The sequence below is a fragment of the Streptomyces sp. NPDC020299 genome (assembly GCF_044387825.1).
Classification (GTDB): Bacteria; Actinomycetota; Actinomycetes; order Streptomycetales; family Streptomycetaceae; genus Streptomyces.
In genome coordinates, this window is sequence record NZ_JBIRWL010000034.1 from 26,280 (window position 1) to 51,948 (window position 25,669).

Here is a 25,669-nt window from a genome sequence, read left to right on the forward strand (position 1 = left end):
CTGGGAGCACTGTCGTGAAGCTCGACTGGGACGCCAAGCACGGCCCCGTCACCGGCCCCATCAACACCGGCCTCGCCGCCCTCGCCGTCGGCTACGCCGGTCACACCCTGGCCATGCCGTGGGAATGGGCCGCTCTCACCGCGGGCGCCGGCCTCGTGGGCAGCCACATCGCCGGCCGCCGTCACAAGGTCACCTCTGCCACGCTCGCCCTGCGTGCCGCCGGGTGGCTGGGTGCGGCTGGCTGGTGCTCGTGGGCCATCGCCAGCGGTCCCTGGTCGCAGTGGGGCATTGGCAGTCTCCTCGCCGGGGTCCTCGGCCTGGGCGCAGCGATGGCTGGCGCGCACCACGTCGAGGAGAAGGCGGAGGAGCAGCGCGTCGAGCAGGAGGCCGCCGCGCGCCGGGCCACCCTGGACGGCAAGCGCAAGGCCATCGCGGACGAGTGGGAGGACCGCATCGTCCGCGTCTGCGCGGGCGCGGTCGTGCAGATCGTCGGCGTCGAAGTCTGGGAGTCCGGCGGCGGGTTCAGCCTCGACGGCGAGTGCGGCGCGGGCGGCACCCGCTGGAAGGACATCGCCGTCTACAAGGACCAGCTCGCCGCGGACGCCAAGCTCCCCGAGGGGTGCGGCGTGGAAGTCGGGCCGGGCGCGCACCGCGGTGCGGTCCTCCTGCACGTGTCCACCGTCAACCGGCTCGTCGAGGACGTGTACTACCCGGAGGACTACTCGCCGCTCACCGTCAACGAGCCTGCCCCGCTGGGCATCCTCCGCGACGGCACCCCGGAGGGCCCCGTCAACCGGCAGGCCTCCATGCTGATCGTCGGTCAGCGCGGCTCCGGCAAAACCAACCTGATGAACGTGATGGTCGCCAACCAGTGCCGCACGGTCGACTCCCTCACCTGGGTCATCGACCTCAACGGCGGCGGCCTCGCCCTGAAGTGGATGCGCGCCTGGGCCGCGGCGGGCAAGCCGGGCCGGCCGCCGATCGACTGGGTGGCTGACACCCCGGAGAAGGCGCACGCCATGGCCGCCGCGCTGGTGCGGGTCGCGAAGGCCCGGAAGGTCGGCTACCAGGACCGGGAGATCGCAGCAAACGACGACAAGCTGCCCGTCGACCACGAGGTCCCGGAGATCCGCGTGTTCAACGACGAGGGCGCCGAGGTCTTCTCCACCCGCTCTCGCCGCGACGAGACGCTTCGCGGCATCGCCGACAACCTGATCCAGACGTTGGAGATCGCCCGCGCAGCAGCGGTCAACGAGACCACGTCCGGGCTGCGCGCCACCCAGGACGTGCTGGCTGACCCGCAGATCCTGAAGCAATCCACGTTCAAGGCCGGAATGAAGGTCGCCGACGACTCTGAGCTGAACTACTTCTTCGGCTACCACCACAACGCCTCCGCCGAGGACGCCCCCTACCCGGGGTGCGCGCTCGTCCGGGACGGCGACAGCCAGGTCCACCCGCTGAAGGTGTACCGCATGCGGCCCTCGCAGATCCTCGACATCGTCAAGGCGACCGCCGACCGGCACCCCGAGCTCGACGAGCTGTCACGCCGGGCGGCCGGTGAGGCATACGAGCAGCGGTGGATCGGCACCGACCACCTCTTCGGCGGCCCGACCCCCGAGCCCACCCCGGTCGTCGAGACCACCCCAGAGCCTCCCGTGCCCCGCGGTCGTGGCGTCACCGCGGACTGGGACACCGCCCCGGCAGGAGGCGACGCGCAGGAAGCGATCGACCAGGCCGAAGCCGCGCGCCGCAAGCTCCACGAGGCGATGAACGAGAGCGGCAGCCGCGACGACGATCTCGATGCCCAGTTCCGCAACATCCTCGCCGCAGGCGGCGTCACCTGGAAGCCGCCGGCCGCCGAGACTCCGGCAGCTATGGGCCCGCAGAGCGAAGACGGCGACCCGCGTCGGGAGCTGGTGTACGAGATCGTCGCGAAGGCTGGCGCCGACGGGATCGGCCCCGAGGCGATCCGAGACGCGATCGGCCGCCTGTATCCCGACGTCGAGGTCCCGCACGCGGCGACGATCGGCCGGTGGCTGTCCACTGACCCGCGCGTCCACAAGCCCCGCTTCGGCCGTTACGCCGTCCGCCCCGACCACACCAAGGAGCCGTGATGGTGCCCGAGCAGTACCAGAAGCACGTGCCCCCAGTCGGGCACCGCCCCGTCTACCCCGCCGAAGTCGAGCTGTACACCGAGCGCGGCGCCGTCACGTGGGTGCCGTCCGCGGAGAACCCGAGCGTGATGGTGCCCGTGCTGAAGGAGTACGTACAGCCCATGGCTATGCCAGCGCCCCGCGACCTCACTCCACAGCCCGTCCTCGACCCGCTCGCGCAGCGGATGCTCGGTGGCGGCCTCGGAGCCGGCGCGGCCGGAGCAGGGGTCGGCTGGGGGATCGGGCAAGCCGCAGCCGGCATCGCGGCGATCGGCGGAACGACGGCAGCGGTGGCCGCGCTGCTGCTGTTGGTGCTGGCCCGGGCGACGGGCGGCCGCGGGCAGGTGCATATTCATCAGGAGGTGCACAACACTGCACGTTGGTTCGGTAGGAACACCACGAACATGTAGGAACAGTGGCACACTGGACTTGAAGGCCCTGCCAGGCTCCCCCGTCTTGGCAGGGCCTCCGTCATTCCCCAGACTCGGCCGGGCTGGCGGGTACGGCGCGGGCGACCCAGCCGCGGCCGGTGCCGTCGGTGGGGAGCAGTGTCGGACGGGCGTCGAGCCGTTCGCAGAGCCGGTCCAATGCCTGCTGGCAGGTCTCGCGGGTGCTGCCGCGCACCATGTACACCACGTCGTCCATGATCTGAGTGTGCCGTTACCGGAAGACGGCCGTTGCCGGTTCGAGTGGATTCGGGTCACGGATCAGTGACACAGCCTTCACCACGCCTCCACACAGGCGCATCATGCGGCGGAACAGAACGCCGCCACCTCGGGGGGATCCATGCATCACCGTGCCGCCGTCACCGCCCTGCTCGCCGCCGCCTGCCTCGCCTTGGCCGGCTGCGGGAGCAGCAGCGGCAAGGCCGACTCGAAGCCCAGCCCCAGCAAGACCGCAAGCAAGGCCGACCGCTTTCTCCGCGCCGTCCACGACGCCAACTTCACCAGCTGGCAGGACAAGGGACCGACCGACGAGGAGCTGCTGGAGTACCCGCAGCAGTGGTGCGACGGACTCGATGCGGGGCACAGCGTGCAGTGGATGTTCGATGCGACGGGCGGCGGGGGCCTGTATCCGATCGGGGAGACCTGGGGCACCTACAAGGCGGAGGCGAATGAGGTGCTGGTGATGGCGGTGAAGGTGTACTGCCCGGCGAATCTGGCCGCGGTGAAGGACGAGTTGCGGGCGTCGGGAGACTACTGACCCCAGACGTGCAGCGGCCCCGCTTCGGATCTCGTCCGGGCGGGGCCGTCGTCATACGGTGACCCAGTGGCCGTCCTCGTTGAGGGTCATGCTGGTCCCGCATCTCGCGCAGATGCCGACGTGAACGGGATCGCCGAGCATGGTCGTGTCGACTGGCTGATGAGTGAGGCAGGTTCCCGCGCGGCGCAGGCCGATGACGAGCGCAGCTGCTGTGCCGGGCTCGGGCTGGATGCCGAAGAGGTCGTGTTCGAGTACGGCGATGCGGGTGTAGTCGGGGCGTGGCGGCGTCTCGCTCACGTGGGCTCCTCGTCCGGGCGCACTGGGCCCGTGCTCGGCGGGTACGCGTCGAAGGCACAGTTCGGCTCGCGGCCTTCAATCTCCTCGAACCCCACACCCAACGGCTCAAGCACGTCCATCAGCTTGTTCGCGAGGGCCTGCGCCTCGCCCCACTGCTCGTACTTGTCCTGCCCGGTGAAGCGCGCGGTCACTGTCACGCGGGCCGCGCCTGCGACGCTGCTGGCTTCGACGGCGAACCCGGTGGTCTCGAAGTACTCGGACGGCCGCAGGCTCGGGAGTGCTGTGAACCCTGCTGCGGCGAGTTGCTGGGTAACCCACGCGACGGCATCGATCATCACGGCTTCACCTTCCCGTCCCGGATGCGGGCAACGTACTCACGGGTGAAGCCGGACGCCTTCACGACCTCGTTGAGCCGGCCGCGCACTGGCTCCTCGCCGCGCTTCTCGGGGAAGACCTGCGGGATCAACTCGAAGATGCGGGCCCGGTCCTGAGCGATCCGTTCGGTGAGTCGCTGGATCTCTGCGATCTTCTGCTCGTCGGTGTCTGCCATGACTTCAGTATGCCATCTCTGTAGGCGGACTCAATGGGCCAACTCTATTGACATGAGAACTGAGTAGGCATAGTGTGTAGTCATCACCAGGAACGAGGGGGACCACATGAACGCCGCAGCCACCACCCACACCCACTGCCTCCGCTGCGGTCGCGTTCTCCGTTCCGCCAAGAGCCAGGCCACCGGCTACGGCCCCACCTGCGCCCGCCACATCCGCCGCGCCCAGGTTGCGCTCACCGACTACAAGCCGCACCAGATCGCCTCCGCCCGCGAGCTGATCGAGGACGGCGCGATCATCCCCCTCCGCAGCGTGGTCTTCATCGCCGTCTCCACCGACGGCACCGAGACCTACAAGACCGCCCCCAACGCGTGCAGCTGCCCCGCCGGCCTCAAGGGCAGCCGCTGCTACCACCAGCTCGCAGCCCGCATGCTGCTCGCCGCCTGAGAGGAACGCTATGACCACCGCCCCGCAGGACGAGCCCACCCCCGACGAAGCCGCCCGCCTCGCCCTCGCCGACATCAACGCGGTCTGGGCTTCCTGGACGTCCGGCCGGCTCACCACCGACGACGCCATGGCCGCGATCCGCGACCACCTCACCTTCGCCCGCGAGTACGGAGCCCTCAAGTGACCGCCTACGACGCCTACCTGACCGCCCGCGCCCTCGCCGACCACGGCCTCGACTCCGACGGCGCCACCACCGCCGACATGGACGCCGCCGCTGACCTGGCTGGCGCGCCCCGCCCGGACGGCCCCGGCGAGCAGGCCGTGGTCCGCATGGCCCTGGACGCCATCACTACCTGACCGATCGGAGCCCCGGAATGCTCGGCATCATCCCCACCGCGAACGTCCTCGACATGCTCACCCCCGACGACGACGAGACCCCCGACAGCATCACCGTGCGGGACGTCCTCGACCACAAGCGGCAGTCCGAGCACTACCCGGAGCTGCTGGAGCAGATCCGCCGGAACGGCATGGAACTCCCCATCATGATCCGCACCTACCGGGGTGAGCCCTGGCTCGTCGACGGCCACCACCGCGTCGCCGCCGCTTTGGACCTCGGCATCACCCACCTCGTCTGGTCCGACCTGCCGCTGGAAGTCGAGGACCGGCCGTACAACCCGATGCTGCGCGGCGAGTGGGGCCCGTACCGGCCTGCCGCCTGAACGACCGCCGCCCGCTACGCCGCTTGACCCCGCCATACGCTCAACCTGCCACCGAAAGGAATCCCGCCGTGGCAACCACCAGCCCCATGACGAACGAACAGATCGACGAGATCCGCACCCGCCTCACCTCGCCCGACCTCAACGCCACGGAACTCCGCGAGATCGCCACCCAGCTCCTCGCCGACAACGACGCCCAGTACACGGAAGCCGACTACTGGCGGGAGAGCTATCGCCTCGCGAAGGGGCTGTCCTACGAGGAGATCGGCGCCATCATTGCCGTCCGTGACGCCGCCAAGGCGCACCCGCGGCCGTGCCGCTTCCCGCATGAGGCCTGCGTCTGCGAGGACTGACCACCGCCGCCTGACCGCCCGACACGACAGGACGAACCCCATGACCACTGCTCCTCTGCCACCGGGCACCCACCTCATCTACTTCGGCAACGTCCGTTCCGAGTTCGCCGAGTCATACTCGGTGCAGGGCGTGTGCGACTGCGCGCAGTGCACCAGCAAGATGCAAGACCGCGTCCGCTACCGGCTCCGCGGAGAACACGTCAGGTGGGCACCGTCCAGCGGCAGCTACGAGCGCGTTGGCGGCACCGACCTGGTCCACGTGGACGCATCCCATGTCGTGCCGTCCCCCGAGGGTCCTGAGCCGTGGCAGATCAACATGGAAATCCTGCGAGAGATGGGCATCCCAATGCCCGACTGATGTGCCCCCACGACCGCCCGGTCTACGCAGCGGCGCCCCTGACCCCTGGCATGGCCGAACCCCCTCTCCGACGCCCGACGGAGAGGGGGTTCTCCCTGCGCACACTCCGTAGAGCCGCCACCCCGGTTGCACGCATCGTTACCATCAAAGCACGCCAACCAGTAACCCACGCAACCAGAAGGGGGAAGCCGTGACCGCCAACGACAACCCCATCGGCAACCCCAACCAGCACTCACGCAACGGCAAAGGCCAGTACGTCCGCACGCCCGAGAAGGCCGCCGAGGACGCCGCGATCGCCGACTACTGGTCCCAAGGCGGCCTCACCTACGCCGAAGTCGGCAAGCACTTCGGCATCAGCAAATGGGCCGCCATCAGCGCCGTACAGCGCGCCGTCCGCGAAGTCGTCCAGGAAGCCGGCGAGAAGGCGCTCCGCGTCCACCTCGACCGCATGGAGTACCTGTTCGCCAAGGCCGTCGAGGTCGTCGAAGCGGACCACGTCGTCGTCTCCCACGGCAAGGTCGTCTGCGACGCGAAAGGCAACCCGCTCCGCGACCACGCGCCCGTGCTCTCCGCGATCAACTCGGCCCGGCAGTGCCTGGAATCGGTCCAGTCTTTGACCGGCATGAAGAAGCCGGCGAAGGTCGAGCACTCCGGCGGGGTGACCTACCAGCTGGTGGGTGTCGACCCCCAGGATCTCGTGTGACCACAGGAGTCGTACGCTTCGAACCCCGCGGCGCCAACGTCGACCTTCTCCGCTGCAAGGACACCGAGGTGGCCGCCGTCGGCCGGGCCGGCACGGGCAAGACGCTGACCGCCTGCTGGAAGATGCACCTCACTGCGATGCAGGTCCCGAACATGCGCGGCCTCATGCTGCGTGCCACCCACATCAGCCTGACCTCGACCACGCTCGTCACGTTCCAACGGCAGGTCGCTGCGCAGGCGCTGGCCGACGGCAGCGTCCGATGGTTCGGCGGGTCCAGCAAGGACCCGGCCGCATTCCGGTACGCCAACGGCTCCACGATCCTGGTGGCAGGCGGCGACAAGCCGGAGAAGTTCCTCAGCGCTGAGCTGGACCGAATCTTCTGCGACGAAGCGGTGGAGATCAGCCTCGACCTGTACGAAACGCTGATCAGCCGCCTGAGGGGTAACGCGAAGACGTACAAGCAGATCCTGCTGACGACGAACCCGTCCCACCCGAGTCACTGGATCAAGCGTCGGGCGGACGCCGGATCCATGCGCATGATCACCTCGACGCACCGCGACAACCCGTACTACGTCAACCGTGACGGTTCGTACACCGAGCCAGGCCGCGAGTACATGACCAAGCTCGATGCCCTCACAGGGGCGCGGCGGCTGCGACTGCGTGACGGCCTGTGGGTGGCGTCCGAGGGCGTGGTTTTCGAAGGCTGGGACGACGGCGTCCACATGGTCGACCGCTTCGACGTCCCCAACAGCTGGACCAGGTGGTGGTCGATAGACCTGGGCTACACGAACCCGTTCTGCTGGCAGGACTGGCGGGAAGACCCCGACGGCCGCCTGTACTTGGTCCGCGAGATCTACATGACGCGCCGCCTGGCTGAAGAGCACGCGAAGCAGATCCTGGAGATCATGCGGCAGAACCCGGACGAGCCACGGCCGCGCGCCATCATCACCGACCATGACGCCGAAGACCGGGCCACGCTGGAGAAGTACCTCGGCATGGGCACGCAGGCCGCGCACAAGACCGTCGTAGACGGCATCCAAGCCGTCCAGTCCCGCCTGAAGACCCAAGGCGACGGCAAGCCCCGCCTGTTCATCATGCGCGGCGGCCTCGTCGAGGAAGACAAGACGCTCGCCGACTCAGGCCGGCCGACCCGAACAGCGGAAGAGATTCCTGGCTACGTGTGGGCCGTCAAGCCGGGCAATGGTGCGGGGCTCAAGGAAGAGCCGGTCAAGCAGAACGACCACGGCTGTGACGCCTTGCGGTACATGGTCGCAGCGAAGGATCTCGGCGGTACGCCGCGGGTCCGCTGGCTGTGAGACTGTCGGAACCCTACAAGCCGCCACCAGGAGAGCGAGACCGCTATGACCAGCAGGAAGCCGCAGTTCGCCAGGTGGGTGCAGGTGTTGCGGAAGTTGGCGCCAGGATCGCTTGACACGGCTGGGATCATCTTGTTGTCGGGTTCCGCCATGATGTGGAACCTGGCCGCTGGCGTGGCCGTAGCCGGAGTTGGCTGCTTCGTCCTGAACTGGCGGCTCTTCGGCGGCGAATAGAGTGGGGAGGGGTAGGTGGCCAGAACCCTCCTCGGCGCCCTCATCAACCGGGCAGCCACGGCCACCACGACGCCCGTCCCCTTCGCTTCCCGCCACACCTCCTACGGCGGAGGCCTTTTCGGTAGCCGGCGCGGCACCACCGCCCAGCTCGACGCGATGGGCTCCGTGTCCACCCTCTTCGCCATCGTTGACCGCATCGCCAAAGCTGAGGCTGGCGTCGAGTGGGGTCTGTACCGCAAGGCGAAGTCCGGGCTGAAGGAAGACCGCGTCCAGGTCACGAGCCACGCGGCCCTCGACCTGTGGAACCGGCCCAACGCCTTCTACACCCAGTCCGTGTTCGTCGAAGCTGGCGCGCAGCACAAGAAGCTCACGGGTGAGCAGTGGTGGGTGATCGCCAAAGACGAGCGGGTCAACCTGCCGCTCGAACTGTGGCCGGTACGCCCGGACCGCATGACCCCGGTGCCGGACCCGGAGACGTTCCTCGCCGGGTACATGTACACCGGTCCGGACGGGCAGCAGGTGGCGCTCCGCCGCGAGGACGTCATCTTCATCCGCACGCCGCACCCGACCGATCCGTACCGGGGGATCGGCCCGGTCCAGGCGCTGCTCACCGACCTGGACGCGGTGCAGTACTCCGCCGAGTGGAACCGGAACTTCTTCCTCAACAGTGCTGAGCCCGGCGGGATCATCGAGGTCCCGAACAGCCTGTCCGACGGCCAGTTCGACGAGCTGCGGGACCGGTGGAACGAACAGCACAAGGGCATCGCCAACTCGCACAGGGTCGCCATCCTTGAGCACGGCAAGTGGGTGGACCGCAAGTACACGCAGCGGGACATGCAATTCGCCGAGCTCCGCAACCTGTCCCGCGAGGTCATCCGCGAAGCTTTCGGCTTCCCCAAGCCCATGCTCGGCGCAGTCGACGACGTCAACCGGGCCAACGGCGACGCCGGAGAGCGCATGTTCGCCCGCTGGCTCGTCTGCCCCGACCTCGAAGCCGTCCGCGACGCACTGAACCACCAGCTGCTGCCCCTGTACGGGACGACCGGGCAAGGCCTTGAGTTCGACTTCGTCAACCCAGTCCCGGACGACGTGGAGACCGAGTCGACGCAGCTGACCGCCCGCGCCAACGCCGCGAAGGCCCTCGCTGACGCTGGCGTGTGGGACCCGGACGACATCCTGTCCGCGGTCGGCCTCCCCGAGATGCGACGTGTCGTGGCACCCGCGCCGGCTGCTCCGACGGCGGCGTGGCAGGAGTCGGTGGCTGGCCTGCTCGGTGAGGACATCGAGGCGGCGCAGCGGTGGGTGGCGGTGTGCGCCGACGACGCCAACTCGTGCCAGCCGTGCATCGACAACGACGGCCAGACCTACAAGAACCGGGCGGCCGCCTACGAGGACTACCCGGACGGGTCGGGCTACGTGCGGTGTGAGGGCGGTGCCAACTGCCGGTGCAAGGTCGTCAAGCGAGGCCGCAAGGGAGAGGGCTCATGAGCGAGCGTCAGCCCCGCACACTGCGGATCGCGAAGCCGGATGACCGGGGTGGGTGGATCGTCGAACTCGACGGCCACGACATCGCCCGTGCGCTCGTCGGCCTGTCGCTGAAGCTCGACGGCAACCCCGTTGCGGAGGTTCGGCTGGACGTGATCGCCGAGGAGCTTCCGACGGAGGCAAAGGTCCGCGCCTATCTGCCGGACGCGACGAAGGATCTGCTGGTCCGGCTCGGCTGGACCCCGCCCGCCGAGGAGGCGCCCTGATGCCGTTCATCGACCTCCCCGACCGCATCCCGGGCCTGCGCGCGCAGGCCCGTGGCGACCGGCCCTGGTACCAGTTCCGGAACGTTGCTGCCGATGAGGCGGAGCTGTTCCTGTACGACGAGATCGGCGGCTGGGGCACTCTCGCTGAGGACTTCATCGCGGAGCTGGACGCGATCACCGCGCCGAAGCTCCGGGTCAGGGTCTCCAGCCCCGGCGGCAGCGTCTTCGAGGGCGTGGCCCTGGCCAACGCACTCCGTGCGCACCCGGCCGAGGTCACCGTGCAGGTCGACGGCATCGCGGCCAGCATCGCGAGCGTCATCGCCATGGCGGCCGACCGCGTGGTGATGCAGCCGCAGGCGATGATGATGGTGCACGAGGCCAGTGGCCTATGCATGGGCAACGCGCAGGACATGCAAGACATGTCCGCGCTACTCGACAAGATCAGCGGCAATATCGCGGACGCGTACACCGAGAAAGCGGGCGGGACGCGCGACGAGTGGCGCCAGGTCATGAAGGCTGAGACCTGGTACACGGCTGAGGAAGCTGTGGAGGCCGGACTCGCGGACGAGATGATGCCGTCCCGCAAGAAGCCGGAGCCGGACGGCGACGAGCCGGAGATGCGCCGGTTCGACCTCGCCGCCTACGGCTACCAGGGCCCGCGCCGCGAGGAGCCGAAGGCCGAGACCGGGCTGACCGAGGACATCCGCTCCCTGATCGGCGAGGAGATCGCCGCGCAGCTACGCGCAGCGGTCGCACCGCCGGTCGAGGAGACCACGCCCGCCGAGCCGGCCCCAGTCGAGCATCAGGGCGAGCACGGTCCCGAACTGGTGGCTCTCGCCCCCGAACCCGAGACGGTCGCCGACGAGCCTCCGCCTGAGCCCACCGCCGTCGAACCCGAAGACCAGTGGGCGGCCCTCACCGCCCATCTCACCCAGCCCAAGCCTGACCCGTGGGCCGCGCTCGTGGCCCGCTTCACCCACAGCACGTCGGCGGACAGCTCGGCGACGCAAGCAGCCTGAAGGAGGCAGCAGTGGCAACCCCCACCATCCCGAGCAACAACGCCGAGCTGGCGGAAATGCTCTCCGACCCGGCCAAGGCCGGGCCCATCGTCGAGTCCCCCGAGACGCTGACGAACTTCATCACCGAGTACGCCAACCGGCAGCAGGGCGAGGGCACCGATCTGAACCGGCAGGTTGCCGAGGAGACGCAGCGGCAGTTCGCCGCGATGCTCCGCGACGCGGGTGCCGCCGCCACCGCCAAGGACGCCGCCCAGGCGATCCAGCGTCTCGACCTCGACCCGCAGGCCAAGCGTGGCGGGATGCTCACCTCCCACCGGCAGGGCACCGCCTACAACAAGGCGGCCCCGGGCGCGGTCGTCGACAAGCACTTCGACAACGCGATCGACTACGTCCGGAACATCTGGCACCTGAACAAGAGCCCGGAGGCGCAGACCAAGCTGGCCGAACTCCGGAACGCCGCAGGCAGCATCAGCCCGGCGGACGGCGGCTTCCTGGTCCCCGAGACGCTGAGGTCGCAGCTTCTCCAGCTCGCCCTGGAGAAGGCCGTCGTTCGGCCCCTCGCGACCGTGGTCCCGATGGAGTCGGCCCGGGTCCCGTTCCCGATGATCGACACCACGACGAATGCCGGGTCGGTGTTCGGTGGCATGGTCGCCTACTGGGGTGAGGAAGGCGCCGCGCTCCAGGACTCCAACCCGAAGTTCGGCCGTGTCGAGCTCGACGCGAAGAAGCTCACGGGTCTCAGCGCCGTCCCGAACGAGCTGCTCCAGGACAGCATCGTTTCGTTCTCCGCGCTGATCGAGACGCTGTGGCCGCAGGCCCTCGCCTTCAGCGAGGACAATGCGTTCCAGTCCGGCAGCGGCACCGGTGAGCCCCTCGGTTTCCGAGGCGCCGGCAACCCGGCCGCGGTCACGGTGACCCGCGCCAACTCCAACAAGATCCAGTACCCGGACGTCGTGGGCATGTACGCCCGCATGCTGCCCTCGTCGCTGTCCAACGCCGTGTGGATGTGCGCGCCGGACGCGCTGCCGCAGCTGCTGCAGCTGTCCCTGACCGTCGGCACCGGCGGTAACTCGGTGTTCGTGGTCAATGCTGCTGCTGGGATGCCAATGAGTATCTTCGGCCGCCCGCTGATCATCACGGAGAAGGGCTCCGCGCTCGGCTCCCGCGGCGACCTCGCGTTCGTCGACCTGTCCTACTACTTGGTGGGTGACAGGCAGGTGATGAGCGCCGACAGCAGCACGGACTACCAGTTCGGCAACGACAAGACCACGTTCCGGATCATCCAGCGTGTCGACGGCCGCCCGTGGATCCAGTCCGCGATCACCCCACAGAACGGCTCCAGCTCCACCCTCAGCCCGTTCGTCGAGCTGAACTAACCCCCTCCGGCCGCCGTCGGCATTCACACCCCGGCGGCGGCCACGACCGGGCCGGCAGTGTCGCCCCGGACCGGACACCAGACGAAAGGACCCCCGATGTCTCAGCGAGCACTCGGCCGACTGATCAACGTCACCCCGGCCGCCGACGGCGTATGGATCGCCCTCAAGGGCGCCGCCGCCGGTGTCACCTTCAGTTGCTACCTCGCCGGCGCGGCCGGCGACACGTACACGCTCCAGGAAGCCAAGGACTCTGGTGGCACCGGAGCGCAGAACCTCGTCAACGTCACCGAATACTGGACGAACACCGGCAACGCCTCCGACGCGTGGACCCGGCGGACGCAGGCCGCGGCGGCAACCGTGGTGACTGCGGCGGCGGCCACGCAGAACGCGATGGTCTGCGAGGTCGAAGGCACGTCCCTGTCGGACGGCTACAAGTACGTGAAGCTCACGTCGACGGGCGCCGGGACGGTGACCGCGATTCAGCGGGACCTCGGCGTGATGCGCGCCCCGGCGAGCCTGCCTGCCACGGGGGCCTGACATGGCCCTGTGGGAGTGCGCGGAGTGCACGGCCCTGTACTCGGTGGGCGCCCCGAAGTGCCCGCAGTGCGGGTCGACCGTCCGCGTCAACGAGACCACCCAGAAGCCGGAGGAGGACGAGATGGCGAAGGTCACCGTGCACGGCGGTGCGTCCGACGCGTACGCCGACGAGCAGCAGGAAGCGGGTGAGGACGTATCAGCTGGCAGCAGCTCCTCGACATCCTCCGAGAAGGACGGCAGCTCGCCCGGGCAGAGCGGGAAGCAGGACCGATCGCCTGCCCGAACGACGGGGAGCCGCTCCGCGAAGGCCCGGACGGCGAACTCTTCTGCCGCTGGGACGGATGGCGGCCCGGAGGCCGATACGTCGGCGACCGCTGACGAATAGCACCCAACCCGACATGGCGAAGGGAGGAGACAGGATGACCGCGTACTACACCAGCACCAGCGGGTGCCTCGTCCTGCCCTCCCCCCGCCGCCTGTCTTGCAGCCTCACCGGGGAGGCGCTCCATGGGTAGCCCACTGGACGCCAACACCTCCCCAGACGGCATCTGGTACGCCACACGCGAGGACATCATGCGCGCCCTCGACGTCAAGGAGTCGGCCCGCAACCGGCGGGAGATCGACAGCGCCCTCGAAGCGGCCTCGCGCAGCGTGGAAAGCCTGTGCCACCGCCGGTTCTACCCGGTCGTCGCAACGCGGTACTACGACTGGCCGGCACGCACGGGCGGCTACACACCGTGGGTGCTGCGGCTGGACGACAGCGAACTGATCAGCGTGACCGCGCTCACCTCGGGCGGCCAGACGATCACAGCGGACGAGTACAACCTGGAGCCGAACCGCAGCGGGCCGCCGTTCACCCGCGTCGAGATCAAACTGTCCTCGTCGGCAGCGTTCGGCGGCGGCAGCACCTACCAGCGGGACGTGCAGATCACCGGCCTGTTCGGCTACCGCAACACGGAGACCACCCTCGGAGCCACCAACGGCACGATGGACGCCACGCAGACCACCGTCAACATCGACGGCGCCACCTCCGCCGAAGTCGGGGTGGGCTCGGTACTCCGCGTCGACTCCGAGCGTCTCCTCGTCACCAGCCGCCGGCAGGCGTCCACCGGGCAGACTGGCGGCATCAGCGGCGGGAAGGCAGACGTCAGCCTGACCGTGGCGGACGGCAGCGTGTTCGCGGTCGACGAGGTACTGCTCCTCGACTCCGAGCGAATGCGGATCGACGACATCGCCGGGAACACTCTCACCGTCGAGCGGGCCTACGACGGCACGGTCCTCGCGGCGCACACCAGCGCGACGATCTACGCACAGCGGACCCTCGTCGTCACCCGCGGAGCCCTCGGTACCACCGCCAGCACCCACTCCTCCGGCAGCACCGTCAACCGCTGGGACCCGCCCGGCCTGGTCCACCAGCTCACCAAGGCCGAAGCGATCACGATCCTTACGCAGGAGCGGTCCGGCTGGTTCCTCAAGGCTTCCACGACCGGCAACAGTGCGGCCAAGGTGTCGGCGGACGCGCTACAGACGCTGCGGGACCAGACGTACACCGACCACGGCCGCAAGGCCAGGATTCGGAGCGTGTGACATGCCCGAGTCCATGTTCGACGTCCGACTCGTCAAGCGCGGCCCGCTCTTTGACGGACGTACCGCGGCGGCCCTCCACGCCTACAGCGACGAGATCAGCCTGCGGATCGCGGAGGAAGGCGAGAAGCTCATCCGGCAGCGCCTCCACACGGTGCTGCAACACCCCACCGGCTACTACGAGTCCAGGATCAGTGTCGACCGGGCTGGTCAGGGCTACCGGGTCAGTGACGGCAATGTGATTTACGGGCCGTGGCTGGAAGGAACAGGCTCCCGTAATTCGCCGGTCACGCGCTTCCCGGGCTACGCCACGTTCCGCCGCACGAAGCCGCTGGTTGACAAGCGGGCCCGTGAGATCGCGGTCCGGCTGCTGGCCCGTTACAAGGCGATGGGGCTGATCTGACATGGCCCTCGATATCCGAACCATCCTCGACGCGGTCGAATCCCACGCCCTCGCCAGCGGGTTCTTCTCTGCTGTCAATGGGCACGAGCCGAAGTCCGCGCCGCAGAGTGGCATCACCTGCGCTGTGTGGGTCGAGCAGATCGGCCCCGCACGCGGCGGATCCGGCCTGTCCTCGACCAGTACACGCTTGGCCCTGAACGTCCGCCTGTACACGGCCATGGTGTCCGAGCCCGAGGACGCCATCGACCCGGACATGATGACCGCCCTCGACGCCCTCATGACCGCCTATTCCGGCGACTTCGAACTCGGCGGCCTGGTCCGGCACGTCGACCTCCTCGGCGCCTACGGCGAGCCCCTCGGCGCGCGCGCTGGCTACCTGACGACGTCGGGGGCCGAATACCGGGTGCTCACGATCACCCTTCCCCTCATCGTCTCTGACCTCTGGGAGCAGGTGGCATAGGTGGCAAAAACCAGCGGCCTCGGCGACGCGTTCTACATCGCGGGCTACGACATGTCCGGTGACATCGGCAGCATCAGCCTGTCCGGTGGTCCAGCCACCCTCGATGTGACCGGCATCGACAAGTCCGCGCACGAGCGGATCGGCGGTGTGCGCACCGGCAGCATGTCGTGGAAAGCCTTCTTCAACCCGGCGACCGGACTGACGCACGACAAGCTCGCGGCCCTGCCGACGGCGGATGTGATCTGCACGTATGCGCGGGGCACCACGCTCGGGAACCCAGCGGCCTGCCAGACGTCGAAGCAGATCAACTACGACGGCACCCGCGCAGACTCCGGCGAGTTCACCTTCCAGGTCGAGGCTCAGTGCAACGGGTTCGGCCTGGAGTGGGGGCAGCAGCTCACCGCGGGGAAGCGCACGGACTCGGCGGCGACGAACGGCACAAGCATCGACACTGTGGCGTCAGCAGCGTTCGGGGCGCAGGCCTATCTTCAGGCCTTCTCGTTCACCGGTACCGACGTCACGGTGAAGATCCAAGACAGCGCCGACAACAGCACGTTCGCGGATGTCACCGGGCTGACTTTCACCCAGATCACCGCTGGCCCCACAGCGGAGCGAATCGCGACCGCGTCCGGGGCGACGGTCCGCCGCTACCTGCGTGTCTCAACGACCACAACGGGTGGCTTCTCGTCGCTCGCGTTCAGCGTCGTCGTCGTCAAGAACACCGTCGCTACGAGCTTCTAGGAGGTGCCGTGAACCGTATTCAGCCGCAGATGGGCGCCGAGGCGTACAAGACGTACTCCATCGTCGCCCCGACCAACACGCACTTCCGGCCGGCCACGTGCGCCGAGACGGACTGCCCGGACTACCTGCACGGCTGGCGCGTCCGCGTCGAGGGCCTGCCGCCCGAGATGGTCCACGCCGCCAAGAACTCCGGCCGCCGCTGCGTCGAGGTGCCCGTCGCCGCGGGCGAGACGTGGCTGCACTTCGAGGCCGGCCAGCCCTGTTTCCGGGCCGGTGAGCACCGGTTGCGCCTCGACAAGCCGGAGCTGTTCCTCGTCAGGGACGGCGACCACCGCGGCAACCCCCGCGGCACCAGGACGCGGATGCACCAGCGCCCAGACCTCTGGGTGGAGGACTTCGGCGAGCACCAGCAGAACATCGCAGACCAGATCGAAAGGGGCTGACCCATGGCGAAGACCTCGGGCCTCGGATGGACGACCGCGTCGGTTGACGATGCGGCGGGCGTCGCGCAGGCCATCAAGAACGACTTCACGAACCTCCAGTTCGCCACCCCGCGCGGCGTCCAGGACGTGACCGGCATCGACAAGTCGGCTTACGAGCGGCTGCTGCTGCTCGCCGACTTCTCGATCACCCTCAACGGCGTGTTCAACCCGGCGGCGAACATGTCGCACGACGTGTTCAAGACCGTGACGTCGACCAGCGTCAACCGCACCGTGACCCTGACCGTGTCCGGTAAGACCCTCGCCAACGAGGTGCTCTTCACGGACTACCCGCTCAGCCGGTCGGACTCCGGAGAATTCACCTTTGCCGTGCCTGGCGTGCTCGCTGACGGCACGGTACCTACCTGGGCGTAAGCCTCATAACGGACACTGTTCGGAAGGGGGCCCACGTGGGCTTCAAGCGCAACCCGAAGATCTACCGGCTGAAGTGGGAGGACGGCGACTACGCCGGACTCGAAGTCAACATTCGCTCCTTGAACATGGGGCAGCTCCTGGAGGCCAAGAGCGGCAAGAGCGCCAACGGGAAGGACGGCCTCGAAGGAACGGTCGAACTTCTCGCCGACCGGATCCTCGACTGGAACCTCGAAGACGAGGACGGCACTCCGGTGCCGGCCACTCTCGAGGCGATGAAGGGCGAGGACGATGACCTGATCCTCGACATCATCAACCGGTGGATGGAGGCCGTGTCCGGTGTGCCGGCCCCTTTGGACGCGCCCTCACCCTCTGGCGAGATTTCCCAGGTGGCGTCCATTCCGACGGAAGCGTTGTCACCGAGCCTGGCGAGCTGACGTATGCCCGCATGATTCTCGGCCTGTGTGATCGCTGGCATAAGACGCCGTCCGAGATCGAGGCCGAGCCTGCCGAGACTTTCCGCCTGCTGGAGATCGAGCGATTGGGGGTGAACCCAGAAGATGACGAACGTGGTGGAGATCCTGGTTACGGCTAAGAATCTCACCGGCCCGGCGATGGCCAGCGTCAACTCGCAGGTCAACGCGGCCGGGTCGGGCATGCGGGCGTTCCATAAGACGGCGCTGATTGCCGGGGCGGGGCTGGCTACGATCGGCGTCGAGTCGGTGAAGATGGCCGCGAAGTTCGACTCCAGCATGACGCTGCTGCACACGCAGGCGGGTGTGGCGCAGAGCAAGATGGCAGGCCTGAAGCAAGGCGTGTTGGACCTGGCAGGGAAGGTCGGCCAGGACCCGGATTCGCTAGCGGAGTCGCTGTTCCACGTCGAGTCCAACTTCGAGAGCATGGGCATCTCCTCGAAGAAGGCTCTGTCGCTGGTCGAGACCGCGGCAAAAGGGGCTACGACCGGCCACGCCGACCTGGTCGACGTCACTAACGCGCTGACTGCGGCAGTCGCCTCCGGTATCCCCGGCGTGCAGAACTTCGACAAGGCGATGGGTGTCCTCAACGCCACCGTCGGCGTCGGTGACATGAAAATGCAGGATCTCGCCAACGCTTTCGGGTCCGGCATGGTCGCCACCGTCAAGGGCTTCGGCCTCAACATTCAGGACGTCGGCGCCGCCCTCGCCGTCTTCGGTGACAACAACATTCGCGGCAGTCTGGCAGGCAACCAGCTCCGCATGTCCGTCATGGCGCTCGCCCACCCCGTGGCGACTGCTGGAGACACGCTCAAACGGCTGGGCCTCACGACGGAAACCCTTGGCCAGGACATGCAGAAGGGCGGCCTGAAGCTCGCCCTGGAAGACCTTGTTGGCCGCATGAAGAAGGCCGGCATCTCCTCCAAGGAGCAGGGCCAGATCATCACTGAGGCGTTCGGCCGCAAGGCTGGCGCGGGCCTCAACGTGCTGGTGTCGCAGATGGACCGCCTGGAGTCGAAGTACCCGGCGCTGGCGGAGGGCGCGAACAAGTTCGGCAAGTCGTGGGAGGACACGCAGAAGACGTTCTCCTTCCAGATGAAGGCCTTGAACGAGGGGTTCAAGGCCCTGATGATCACAGTTGGGACGAAACTGATCCCGCCCCTGCAATCCGTTGTCGGCGTGATGCTTGCCCACAAGGGCGCGACCGTCGCGCTGGCCGGGGCGCTCGCGGGGCTCCTCACGGTGACTGTCGCCGTCTCTGTCGCCATGAAGGCGGTCGCAGCGACGAAGCTGTTGTGGGGCGGTATCACGAAGGGCGTATCGGCTCTCACAGGCGTTTTCGAGACGGTCGCCCTGAAGGCCATGTACATGCGTCAGGCGTTCGTCACCGCCGGTGGAGGGGTGCGGGGGCTCAGCGCAGCGTTCTCGACGCTGAGCACAGGCGCGAAGATTGGCGTGGCCGCAGGCGCTATCGGTGCGCTCGTCCTCGCCCTGCACGAACTCTCGGACAACAAGCCGGCGGTCGAAGTCGATGCTTTGTCGACGTCGCTGAACACTCTGGCCACTTCCGGCAAGGTGACGGGAACTCTCAAAACGAACTTCGACGAGATCTCGGCGAGTATCGCGATGATGTCGAAGGGCGCTTCGGACAACAAGTTCCTGAAGCTGACCAGCGACATGGGTACGTGGCTGGGGATTGCCAATGGTCCGAGCGTCTCGGATGCCACGAAGAACCTGGACGCGTGGGACAAGGTCATGGCCGAGAACGTGCGGTCTGGCCATGTGAAGGAAGCTGCAGCCCAGTACGAGATCCTCAAGAAAGCCTGGGGTGCTGCCCCGGGGGCCCAGATGGGGCGGCTGAGCAAGTTCACGGACGACTATCACAACGCGCTCGCCGATCTGGGCAACGAGGAGAAGGCCTCCGCGGACAGCATGGGCCTGTTCGGGCAAGCGGCGGCCTCGACGCAGGCGCAGCTCGACGGGGAGGCGCAGTCCGCGAAGGGCCTCGAACAGTCGATCATGGCGCTGAACGCGGTACACCGCGGGGCGTTCGACGCCGAGACGGCCTTCTACCAGGCCATGAGCGACGCACAGAAGGCGGTCAAGGAAAACGGCCGGACCCTGAACGTCAACTCGGAGGCTGGCCGGAAGAACCGCGACGTCCTGTCCGCGCTGGCGGCCAAGACCGAGGACCTCGTCGACAAGAAGATGAAGGAGAAGACCTCCTGGGACCAGGTCGACAAGGTCTACCAGAAGGGCCGCAAGACCCTCATCGACACCGCTATGGCGATGGGCGACACCAAGACGCAGGCGGAGAAGCTCGCGGACGAGATCCTGAAGGCGCCGAATGCGAAGAAGTTCCAGTTCAAGGTTGATGACAAGCGGGCGACTGCTGACCTGAGCGCCTTCAACGCGGCGGTGAAGAAATCGCCGGGCGCTAAGAGCGTGACCCTGAAGACGCTGTCCAAGACCGCCGAGCAGGTGCTGGCGGGGTTCGGCTTCAAGGTCACCCATTTGAAGGACGGCAGCGTCAAGGTCACGGCAAAGACTGGGGGCGCCCTGGGTGCCATCAGGAATATTGCTGCCGCAATTGCTGCGTTGCATGACAAGACGGTGACGTTCACCGCGAATTACAGGGTGACGGGGAGCGGCGCGGCGCAGGTCGCGTACAGCCGTGCGGGCGGTCACCAGTACGCGAACGCACACGGCGGCCTCGTTCGCAGGGCGTCCGGCGGCCCGGTCACGCAGCACTTCGACAGCGGCGGCTACGTCCAAGGCCCAGGCACCCCAACGAGCGACTCCATCGTGGCATCGTTCGCGTCCGGGGCGACGGCCCGGATCTCGGACTCCGAGTACGTGGTGCAGGCCGCGGCCGTCCGGAAGTACGGCGTCAAGATGCTCGACGCCATCAACGCAGGCCGTGTGAAGCTGGCCGGGTTCGCGCGCGGCGGGCACCTCTCGAAGGCACAGCAGCGGGCCCGCGCGCAGTCGAAGGCGGAGGCGCAGGCCCGGCATGATGCGATGGGCGACCTGACGATCTCCCACTTCGGGCACTATGCCGGCTACCAGCACTCCGAGTTCGGGTCGGCGCTGTCGAAGCCGGACTCCATCAGCTCACTGGTGAACTCCCTGAATCAGTGGCGTTCGATCATCCAGAAGGCCACCCACGGGGCGACAGAGAACAGGCTACTCAAGCAGCTCGACTCGACCGGCAAGAAGCTCTTGTCGTACGAGAAGAGCCTCGGCAGGGTCACGGCATCGCTGGACAAGGCGAAGGACAAGCTCAACTCCCTGAAAGACGCCGCCTCTCAACTGTCGTCGTCGGTGAAGGGCAACCTGATCAGCTCGGCGAACATCACCAAGGGCGCCTCGGGTGAGGGCACGGTCACGCTGTCCTCGATCAAGGCCGGGATGACCGTCAGCAGGGACAAGGTCACCGCCTTCGCCACCGCGCTCAAGCAGCTCAAGAGCAAGGGCTTCAGCCGGAGCATCATCCAGCAGGTCGCCGAAGCCGGCATCGATGGCGGCGGACTGGAGACCGCAGGCGCCCTGCTCCAGGCGTCGGCGTCCGAGGTGTCGACGATCAACGCGACGCAGGCGCAGATCGAGAAGGCCGCCGGGTCCGCTGGCAAGACGACTGCTGACGCCGTATATGAGAAGGCGATCAAGGATCAAACGCGCGTCGTCGACAAGCTCACCAAGCAGCAGCACGCCCTGCAGAAGTCCATGGACAAGCTGACCAAGGCCATGGAGAAGGCCATCGAGAAGGCGTTCGGGAAGAAGGCGGCGGGCGGCATCGTCGGCGCCGCCGCCTCCGGTGGCATCCGCGGCGGGCTGACGCTGGTGGGCGAGCAGGGCCCGGAACTGGCCGCTCTCCCGATCGGCTCCCGCGTGTACTCCAACCCGGACACCCGCCGCATGCTCGCCGCCACCGCGGCGCCGTGGGCGTCCATGCTCACCACACCCCGCCGTGCGCCGGCCGCCGCTGCGGGCAGTGTTCCGGTCGGGCAGCGCGAGCCGGTCGTCATCGAGCTGCGGTCCAGCGGCAACGAGATCGACGACTTCCTTCTGAAGATCCTTCGCCGCGCCATCAAGACGCGCGGCGGCAATGTCCAAGTCGTCCTCAGCGGACGCAACTAGGGGAGGCACCTTGCCCTTCATCACATGGAACGGCCCGGCGCCGACGACTGCCGCACAGCAATCGGTGACGACCGGCACCAGCATCAAGACCATGCTGCAACTGGCCACACCCGCGGCCCGGCAGATCCAGATCCTGGAGTGGGGGTTCTCCCTGGACGACCCGCCCGGCGCGGACGGCGTGGTCGAGCTGCTCCAGACGGACGTCGCCGCCACGGTGACCGCGCACGTGGCGTCCGGGGTGCCGAACCTGGATCCGAACGGGATCACCACATCGCTGACGCTGGGCACGTCGGCGACCGGCTACACGGCGTCGGCGGAGGGCACGACCACGGCGGCCCGCGTGTTCGACACGGTGTCCCTGTCGTCGGTGTCGGGTGAGTCTGGGCTTCAGTACGTGCGCCAGTTCATGCCGGACGCCCGACCGATCATTGCCGTGAGCAAGTTCCTCCGGGTGCGGGCGACCACGCCGACCACTGCGTCGGACATGCGCTGCTACATCGTGTTCACCGAGGTGGGCTGACCAGTGCCCTCGATTGCCCCTCTGCTCGCGGCCTGGCAGCGCCGCATGTCCAACCTGCCCGGCCCGGTCGCGGCCACGGGCGAGGTGGGCAGCGGCCAGCCGGTGCAGGTGGAGATGTTCATCAACGGTACGTGGGTGGACATCACGGCCACCTCGTCCGTGATGGTCCGCGATGACAGCGGCAGCATCTCCATCACCAGCGGCATCCGTGACGAGGGCTCGCAGACTGAGCAGGGCACGGCCACCCTGGAGTTGAAGAACGCCGACGGCCGGTTCTCCCCCCGGAACCCGTCCGGCCCGTACTACGGGGCGATCGGCCGTAACACCCCGATCCGTATCAGCGTCCCGGACGGCATGGGCGGCAAGAGCTACCGCCTGTGGGGTGAGGTCTCGCAGTGGGCGGCAAATTGGGACACCTCCGGCAATGACGTGTGGACCGATGTGTCTGCGTCTGGCATCCTCCGCCGCCTCGCGCAAGCCCCAACACCGGAGCGGTCCGTCATCTACAACGCGGTCACCGATCCGCTGCCCTCGTCGGTGGTGGCGTACTGGCCGATGGAGGACACCACAGGCGCGACGAGGCTCGCGTCAGCGCTCACAACGGGCTCGGCCATGACCTGGACCGGCACACCCACCCTCGCCTCGTACAGCGGCTTCAGCGCCTCGGATCCTCTGCCCGACATCACCTCCGCCGCCCTGTCCGGCAGCGTCCCCAAGTACGACGACCCGACGGCCACGCAGGTGAGGTTCCTCGCCTACATTCCGGCGGCCGGCTTGTCGTTGGGCAAGGTGCTGGTGGCTATCGATCAGCTCGACTATGCGGCTGGATCGTCGCAGTTCTGGGAGGTGTTCTACGACACCGCCACCACGTCCTTCACCATCAGAACCTGCGCGAGCGACGGCACCGTCCTCGGCGCCGAAATGCAGCACAGCCTCGACGTCCGCGGCCGCCTGCTCTACGTCAGCGTGGAATTGCAGGAGTCGGGTGCGAACATCACCCGCACTCTCCGCTTGACGGACGTGAACACCAGCCGCACCTACACCGTGTCCGACACGGTGTTCGTCACCCAGCTGACCCGGGTCACGAAGGTGCAGTTCGGGCCGGCGTCGCGCGCGGTGTCCGGCGCGGCCGGGACGGCGTTCCTGCCCGGGGTGGCGGTCGGCCACGTCACGGTCGAAAACCAGATCACGGCGATCGACGCGCTCGGGGGCCGCCTCAATCCCGTCGGCGAGAGCGCGGGCCGCCGGATTCAGCGGCTGTGCGGCGAGCAGGGCGTGGCTGTCGACTGGATCGGCGACCTCGACGACACGGTGGCCATGGGCGCGCAGGGGAAGTCGAACCTGCTCACCCTGGTACAGGAGTGCGCTCTCGCCGACGGCGGTCTGCTGTACGAGAACCCGGCGGTGCTGGGGCTCGGCTACCGCACCCGCGCGTCCCTGTACAACCAGGACCCGGCGCTGACCCTGAACTACGCCGGGGCGCAGCTCGCCCAGGTCCCCGTCCCGGTCGAGGACGACCGCTACATCGCCAACAAGGTCACCGTCACGGTCGGTGGGAACAGCGCCACCTACGAGGAAACCGACGGGAAGCTGTCCACCGCACTGCCGCCGGCTGGGGTCGGGGTGTATGGGCAGGAGGTGACGCTGAACCTGTCCTCGACGGATACGGCGACGCTGCAGGACCAGGCCGCGTGGCGCGTCCACCTCGGGACGGTGGACGAGGCGAGGTTCCCGCAGATCGCGGTGAATCTCGCGCACCCGTCGATCACGCCGGACATGCGGCGCGCGATCCTCGCCATGCGGATCGGGGACCGGATCCAGATCACCAACCCGCCCGCCTGGCTGCCACCGGACACGATCGACCAGCTTGTCCTCGGCACCTCGGAGACGATCACACGGTTCGAGCACAAGCTGACGTTCAACTGCCAGCCCGCGAGCCCGTACACGATCGGGGCCCTCGACAGCGACACGATCCGTCTGGACACGGACGGCTCCCAGCTGTACGCGGACGCCGGAGCAGCGGACACGACCCTCAAGGTCGGCCCGTCGCCCGGCCAGTCAGGGCTGTGGACGACCGACCCCGACGAGATGCCGTTCAACATCAGCGTGGGCGGCGAGGTCATGACGGTCGAGGGCATCACCGGCGGCGTCGCTGACAGCTTCGACCGCACCGTCACCAGCGGCTGGGGCAGCGCGAACACGGGGGAGACGTGGACGACGACGGGCGGCTCAGCGTCCGACTACAGCGTGGTGGGGGTGTAACCGATGGCCGACACCTACGCCAACTATGCCGATCTCGCATCCCACGAGACCGAGGGTGTGGACTACGCGCGGCGCAGCGTCCCCGTGACCGGCGCCACCTGGTCCGCAATCGCCATCCACGGCGGCGGCATCGAACCGGGTACTGGTGAAGCCGCGCGCGCGGTCGGCGCGTCCCTGATGAACCACTACGAGTTCGCCGGGATCAAGGCGTCCGGCAATTCGACGCTGCACATCACCAGCACCAACTTCGACGAACCGAACTGCGTAGCGATCGTCACAGCCGCGAAACGCTGCGTCAGCTTCCACGGCTACGTCGGGGCGTCTGGGGTCGCGGAGACGTCGCTCGGCGGTCTCGACACGGTGACGGGCGCCCGGGTGGCCGACGCCCTGCGCGCCGCCGGGTTCAGGGTCGTCGCGGCGTCGCAGGAGTTGAACGGGAACTCGGCGAGCAACATCGCCAACAAGACGACCATCTCGGCGGGCGTGCAGCTGGAGATGAGCAACGCGCTGCGTGCCTCGTTCTTCCCCAACGGTGACCTCACCCAGGCGATGCGCGACTCCGGGCAGCGCACGGCCACGTTCAACGCCTACGTCGCCGCCGTCCGCTCGGCGTTCGACGGGCAGGGCCGCATGTCCTGCGGCAGCGTCAACGTCAGCCGGTGGGCGACCGTGCCGTGGTCGGCGCCGGACGTGGACATCAAGGCCCGCATGTCGACGGACGCTCTCGCCGTCGGCGGCTCCCACTTCGTGCATCTCGCCGGCCGCTTCACCGACACGAACAACTGCTACTTGGCGAGGTTGGCGTTCAACACGGACCAGACGATCACGTTGACGCTGCGGTCCCGGATCAGCGGCACGGAGACGCTCCTTGCTACGGCCGCCGACACGAGCACCCTGACGCATGCCGCCAACAGTCTCTTCTGGCTGCGGTTCCAAATCGCCGGGACGACGCTCCAGGCCAAAGCGTGGCAGGACGGCGGGTACGAGCCGCCGTGGATGGTGTCCGTGACGGACGGCAATCTGCGGGCGGTGGGGCAGGTCGGCATCCGCTCGATCCTGTCGTCGACCAACACGAACACCCTGCCCGTCACCGCCAGCTTCGACGACTTCCAGCAGGTCACCCCACAAACGTTCACTGTGATCCGCTCCGTGAACGGCGTCACCAAATCCCATGCGACGGGCGAAGACGTCCGCCTCGCCACCCCAACGATCATCAGTCTGTAA

32 protein-coding genes are annotated in these 25,669 nt (G+C 67.9%); 28 read left to right on the forward strand and 4 right to left on the reverse strand.

The window, feature by feature from the left end; translation table 11 throughout:
• The first annotated feature begins 14 nt into the window (after positions 1–14).
• Together ACH45E_RS44395 and ACH45E_RS44400 are read left to right on the forward strand one after the other, a co-directional pair.
• Positions 15–2,114 carry a hypothetical protein gene (locus ACH45E_RS44395; RefSeq protein WP_361449097.1) on the forward strand — a complete coding sequence of 700 codons (2,100 nt, stop codon included), beginning with the start codon at positions 15–17 and terminating at the stop codon, positions 2,112–2,114.
• A complete protein-coding gene (locus ACH45E_RS44400) occupies positions 2,114–2,563 on the forward strand; it encodes a hypothetical protein (protein ID WP_361449094.1) in 450 nt (149 codons plus the stop codon). The genes ACH45E_RS44395 and ACH45E_RS44400 overlap by 1 nt, the downstream gene beginning before the upstream one ends.
• Positions 2,564–2,624: 61 nt before the next feature.
• Here ACH45E_RS44400 and ACH45E_RS44405 read toward each other — a convergent pair whose 3' ends face one another.
• Complete coding sequence (locus tag ACH45E_RS44405) at positions 2,625–2,798, reverse strand: hypothetical protein (protein ID WP_361449092.1); 174 nt, start codon at positions 2,796–2,798, stop codon at positions 2,625–2,627.
• 141 nt (positions 2,799–2,939) lie between these two features.
• On the opposite strand from ACH45E_RS44405, the gene ACH45E_RS44410 reads away from it, so the two are divergent.
• Complete coding sequence (locus ACH45E_RS44410) at positions 2,940–3,356, forward strand: DUF732 domain-containing protein (RefSeq protein WP_361449089.1); 417 nt, start codon at positions 2,940–2,942, stop codon at positions 3,354–3,356.
• 51 nt (positions 3,357–3,407) lie between these two features.
• Here the strand turns inward: ACH45E_RS44410 and ACH45E_RS44415 are convergent, their stop codons facing one another.
• Genes ACH45E_RS44415 through ACH45E_RS44425 form a run of 3 tightly spaced genes read right to left on the reverse strand, consistent with a single transcriptional unit; the run spans position 3,408 to position 4,203 of the window.
• Positions 3,408–3,653 carry a hypothetical protein gene (locus ACH45E_RS44415; protein WP_361449086.1) on the reverse strand — a complete coding sequence of 82 codons (246 nt, stop codon included), beginning with the start codon at positions 3,651–3,653 and terminating at the stop codon, positions 3,408–3,410.
• Positions 3,650–3,991 carry a hypothetical protein gene (locus ACH45E_RS44420; RefSeq protein ID WP_361449083.1) on the reverse strand — a complete coding sequence of 114 codons (342 nt, stop codon included), beginning with the start codon at positions 3,989–3,991 and terminating at the stop codon, positions 3,650–3,652. The genes ACH45E_RS44415 and ACH45E_RS44420 overlap by 4 nt, the downstream gene beginning before the upstream one ends.
• Positions 3,988–4,203 (reverse strand): hypothetical protein, encoded by a 216-nt coding sequence (locus tag ACH45E_RS44425; RefSeq protein WP_361449081.1) that lies wholly within the window; start codon positions 4,201–4,203, stop codon positions 3,988–3,990. The genes ACH45E_RS44420 and ACH45E_RS44425 overlap by 4 nt, the downstream gene beginning before the upstream one ends.
• Before the next feature lie 106 nt (positions 4,204–4,309).
• Here ACH45E_RS44425 and ACH45E_RS44430 point away from each other — a divergent pair, with 106 nt between their 5' ends.
• The 25 genes from ACH45E_RS44430 (at position 4,310) to ACH45E_RS44550 (ending at position 25,669) form a co-directional block, all read left to right on the forward strand.
• Positions 4,310–4,648 carry a DUF6011 domain-containing protein gene (locus ACH45E_RS44430; protein WP_361449078.1) on the forward strand — a complete coding sequence of 113 codons (339 nt, stop codon included), beginning with the start codon at positions 4,310–4,312 and terminating at the stop codon, positions 4,646–4,648.
• Positions 4,649–4,658: 10 nt separating this feature from the next.
• On the forward strand, positions 4,659–4,832 hold the full coding sequence (locus ACH45E_RS44435; RefSeq protein WP_361449075.1) for a hypothetical protein: 174 nt from the start codon (positions 4,659–4,661) through the stop codon (positions 4,830–4,832).
• The gene (locus ACH45E_RS44440) at positions 4,829–5,005 is read left to right on the forward strand and encodes a hypothetical protein (protein ID WP_361449072.1); all 177 of its coding nucleotides are present in this window, start codon (positions 4,829–4,831) and stop codon (positions 5,003–5,005) included. The genes ACH45E_RS44435 and ACH45E_RS44440 overlap by 4 nt, the downstream gene beginning before the upstream one ends.
• A 17-nt stretch (positions 5,006–5,022) precedes the next feature.
• On the forward strand, positions 5,023–5,367 hold the full coding sequence (locus ACH45E_RS44445) for a ParB N-terminal domain-containing protein (protein ID WP_361449069.1): 345 nt from the start codon (positions 5,023–5,025) through the stop codon (positions 5,365–5,367).
• Between the two features lie 68 nt (positions 5,368–5,435).
• Positions 5,436–5,717, forward strand: coding sequence for a hypothetical protein (locus ACH45E_RS44450; RefSeq protein WP_361449066.1), 282 nt, complete (start codon positions 5,436–5,438; stop codon positions 5,715–5,717).
• A 40-nt stretch (positions 5,718–5,757) separates the two neighbouring features.
• On the forward strand, positions 5,758–6,075 hold the full coding sequence (locus ACH45E_RS44455) for a hypothetical protein (RefSeq protein WP_361449063.1): 318 nt from the start codon (positions 5,758–5,760) through the stop codon (positions 6,073–6,075).
• Positions 6,076–6,265: 190 nt separating this feature from the next.
• Positions 6,266–6,778: a hypothetical protein gene (locus ACH45E_RS44460; RefSeq protein ID WP_361449060.1), complete on the forward strand. Its 513-nt coding sequence runs from the start codon at positions 6,266–6,268 to the stop codon at positions 6,776–6,778.
• A complete protein-coding gene (locus ACH45E_RS44465; RefSeq protein WP_361449057.1) occupies positions 6,775–8,094 on the forward strand; it encodes a phage terminase large subunit in 1,320 nt (439 codons plus the stop codon). Before ACH45E_RS44460 ends, ACH45E_RS44465 begins: the two co-directional genes overlap by 4 nt.
• 249 nt (positions 8,095–8,343) lie before the next feature.
• A complete protein-coding gene (locus ACH45E_RS44470; protein ID WP_361449054.1) occupies positions 8,344–9,816 on the forward strand; it encodes a phage portal protein in 1,473 nt (490 codons plus the stop codon).
• Complete coding sequence (locus ACH45E_RS44475) at positions 9,813–10,079, forward strand: hypothetical protein (protein WP_361449051.1); 267 nt, start codon at positions 9,813–9,815, stop codon at positions 10,077–10,079. Before ACH45E_RS44470 ends, ACH45E_RS44475 begins: the two co-directional genes overlap by 4 nt.
• Entirely contained in the window at positions 10,079–11,098 is a 1,020-nt protein-coding gene (locus ACH45E_RS44480) for a head maturation protease, ClpP-related (RefSeq protein ID WP_361449048.1), read from the forward strand. The genes ACH45E_RS44475 and ACH45E_RS44480 overlap by 1 nt, the downstream gene beginning before the upstream one ends.
• Positions 11,099–11,109: 11 nt before the next feature.
• Positions 11,110–12,474, forward strand: a complete 1,365-nt coding sequence (locus tag ACH45E_RS44485) for a phage major capsid protein (protein ID WP_361449045.1) — start codon at positions 11,110–11,112, stop codon at positions 12,472–12,474.
• Between the two features lie 96 nt (positions 12,475–12,570).
• Positions 12,571–13,011: a hypothetical protein gene (locus tag ACH45E_RS44490; protein WP_361449042.1), complete on the forward strand. Its 441-nt coding sequence runs from the start codon at positions 12,571–12,573 to the stop codon at positions 13,009–13,011.
• A 1-nt stretch (position 13,012) separates the two neighbouring features.
• Positions 13,013–13,396, forward strand: coding sequence for a hypothetical protein (locus tag ACH45E_RS44495; protein ID WP_361449039.1), 384 nt, complete (start codon positions 13,013–13,015; stop codon positions 13,394–13,396).
• 122 nt (positions 13,397–13,518) lie between these two features.
• The gene (locus ACH45E_RS44500; RefSeq protein WP_361449036.1) at positions 13,519–14,598 is read left to right on the forward strand and encodes a hypothetical protein; all 1,080 of its coding nucleotides are present in this window, start codon (positions 13,519–13,521) and stop codon (positions 14,596–14,598) included.
• A 1-nt stretch (position 14,599) separates the two neighbouring features.
• Entirely contained in the window at positions 14,600–14,998 is a 399-nt protein-coding gene (locus ACH45E_RS44505; protein WP_361449033.1) for a hypothetical protein, read from the forward strand.
• A gap of 1 nt (position 14,999) precedes the next feature.
• Positions 15,000–15,458: a hypothetical protein gene (locus ACH45E_RS44510; RefSeq protein WP_361449030.1), complete on the forward strand. Its 459-nt coding sequence runs from the start codon at positions 15,000–15,002 to the stop codon at positions 15,456–15,458.
• 51 nt (positions 15,459–15,509) lie between these two features.
• Entirely contained in the window at positions 15,510–16,199 is a 690-nt protein-coding gene (locus tag ACH45E_RS44515; RefSeq protein WP_361449027.1) for a hypothetical protein, read from the forward strand.
• Between the two features lie 8 nt (positions 16,200–16,207).
• Complete coding sequence (locus ACH45E_RS44520) at positions 16,208–16,642, forward strand: hypothetical protein (protein ID WP_361449024.1); 435 nt, start codon at positions 16,208–16,210, stop codon at positions 16,640–16,642.
• Positions 16,643–16,645: 3 nt separating this feature from the next.
• Complete coding sequence (locus ACH45E_RS44525; RefSeq protein WP_361449022.1) at positions 16,646–17,053, forward strand: hypothetical protein; 408 nt, start codon at positions 16,646–16,648, stop codon at positions 17,051–17,053.
• Between the two features lie 35 nt (positions 17,054–17,088).
• On the forward strand, positions 17,089–17,487 hold the full coding sequence (locus ACH45E_RS44530; protein WP_361449019.1) for a hypothetical protein: 399 nt from the start codon (positions 17,089–17,091) through the stop codon (positions 17,485–17,487).
• Positions 17,488–17,610: 123 nt separating this feature from the next.
• A complete protein-coding gene (locus tag ACH45E_RS44535; RefSeq protein ID WP_361449016.1) occupies positions 17,611–21,663 on the forward strand; it encodes a phage tail tape measure protein in 4,053 nt (1,350 codons plus the stop codon).
• A 10-nt stretch (positions 21,664–21,673) separates the two neighbouring features.
• Positions 21,674–22,183, forward strand: a complete 510-nt coding sequence (locus ACH45E_RS44540; RefSeq protein ID WP_361449013.1) for a hypothetical protein — start codon at positions 21,674–21,676, stop codon at positions 22,181–22,183.
• A gap of 3 nt (positions 22,184–22,186) precedes the next feature.
• Positions 22,187–24,445, forward strand: a complete 2,259-nt coding sequence (locus tag ACH45E_RS44545; protein ID WP_361449010.1) for a hypothetical protein — start codon at positions 22,187–22,189, stop codon at positions 24,443–24,445.
• Positions 24,446–24,448: 3 nt separating this feature from the next.
• On the forward strand, positions 24,449–25,669 hold the full coding sequence (locus ACH45E_RS44550; protein WP_361449007.1) for a poly-gamma-glutamate hydrolase family protein: 1,221 nt from the start codon (positions 24,449–24,451) through the stop codon (positions 25,667–25,669).

Bases quoted from the DNA above. Each gene is read 5' to 3' on its own strand.
- ACH45E_RS44400 (WP_361449094.1), top strand. From the start codon at position 2,114: ATGGTGCCCGAGCAGTACCAGAAGCACGTGCCCCCAGTCGGGCACCGC.
- ACH45E_RS44405 (WP_361449092.1), bottom strand. From the start codon at position 2,798: ATGGACGACGTGGTGTACATGGTGCGCGGCAGCACCCGCGAGACCTGC.
- ACH45E_RS44410 (WP_361449089.1), top strand. From the start codon at position 2,940: ATGCATCACCGTGCCGCCGTCACCGCCCTGCTCGCCGCCGCCTGCCTC.
- ACH45E_RS44425 (WP_361449081.1), bottom strand. From the start codon at position 4,203: ATGGCAGACACCGACGAGCAGAAGATCGCAGAGATCCAGCGACTCACC.
- ACH45E_RS44430 (WP_361449078.1), top strand. From the start codon at position 4,310: ATGAACGCCGCAGCCACCACCCACACCCACTGCCTCCGCTGCGGTCGC.
- ACH45E_RS44435 (WP_361449075.1), top strand. From the start codon at position 4,659: ATGACCACCGCCCCGCAGGACGAGCCCACCCCCGACGAAGCCGCCCGC.
- ACH45E_RS44445 (WP_361449069.1), top strand. From the start codon at position 5,023: ATGCTCGGCATCATCCCCACCGCGAACGTCCTCGACATGCTCACCCCC.
- ACH45E_RS44455 (WP_361449063.1), top strand. From the start codon at position 5,758: ATGACCACTGCTCCTCTGCCACCGGGCACCCACCTCATCTACTTCGGC.
- ACH45E_RS44475 (WP_361449051.1), top strand. From the start codon at position 9,813: ATGAGCGAGCGTCAGCCCCGCACACTGCGGATCGCGAAGCCGGATGAC.
- ACH45E_RS44480 (WP_361449048.1), top strand. From the start codon at position 10,079: ATGCCGTTCATCGACCTCCCCGACCGCATCCCGGGCCTGCGCGCGCAG.
- ACH45E_RS44490 (WP_361449042.1), top strand. From the start codon at position 12,571: ATGTCTCAGCGAGCACTCGGCCGACTGATCAACGTCACCCCGGCCGCC.
- ACH45E_RS44495 (WP_361449039.1), top strand. From the start codon at position 13,013: ATGGCCCTGTGGGAGTGCGCGGAGTGCACGGCCCTGTACTCGGTGGGC.
- ACH45E_RS44500 (WP_361449036.1), top strand. From the start codon at position 13,519: ATGGGTAGCCCACTGGACGCCAACACCTCCCCAGACGGCATCTGGTAC.
- ACH45E_RS44505 (WP_361449033.1), top strand. From the start codon at position 14,600: ATGCCCGAGTCCATGTTCGACGTCCGACTCGTCAAGCGCGGCCCGCTC.
- ACH45E_RS44510 (WP_361449030.1), top strand. From the start codon at position 15,000: ATGGCCCTCGATATCCGAACCATCCTCGACGCGGTCGAATCCCACGCC.
- ACH45E_RS44515 (WP_361449027.1), top strand. From the start codon at position 15,510: ATGTCCGGTGACATCGGCAGCATCAGCCTGTCCGGTGGTCCAGCCACC.
- ACH45E_RS44525 (WP_361449022.1), top strand. From the start codon at position 16,646: ATGGCGAAGACCTCGGGCCTCGGATGGACGACCGCGTCGGTTGACGAT.
- ACH45E_RS44535 (WP_361449016.1), top strand. From the start codon at position 17,611: ATGACGAACGTGGTGGAGATCCTGGTTACGGCTAAGAATCTCACCGGC.
- ACH45E_RS44550 (WP_361449007.1), top strand. From the start codon at position 24,449: ATGGCCGACACCTACGCCAACTATGCCGATCTCGCATCCCACGAGACC.